This window comes from Martelella sp. FLE1502, assembly GCF_053484255.1.
This window is the reverse complement of the sequence record NZ_JBAKFQ010000089.1, coordinates 1-220: the sequence shown is the minus strand read 5'-3', so window position 1 is coordinate 220 and position 220 is coordinate 1. Positions and strand designations below refer to the sequence as shown.

The 220-nt window shown below is 68.6% G+C and carries 1 pseudogene; it reads left to right on the top strand.

What is annotated here, in order from left to right:
• Positions 1 to 220, top strand: a pseudogene (locus V6767_RS22795) (alpha/beta hydrolase); the annotation flags it as partial.

The window sequence follows — 220 nt, the reverse complement described above, 5'->3', positions numbered from 1 at the left end:
CGGGGCGCGGCTGGAAGACAGCTATCCGCCTGACGAGCACGAACTGCTGTTCAGCCGTTTCGGTGCGATCCGGGCGCCGATGCTGGCGGTCAGTACCAGCGACGACGAGTTCGCCACGCCGGCGGCCATGCGCCGGGGGCTCGGCTATTTCCGCAACAGCCCGCGCCAGCTGGTGCAGCTCAATCCCCGCGCGATGGGCTTCGAGCGCATCGGGCATTTC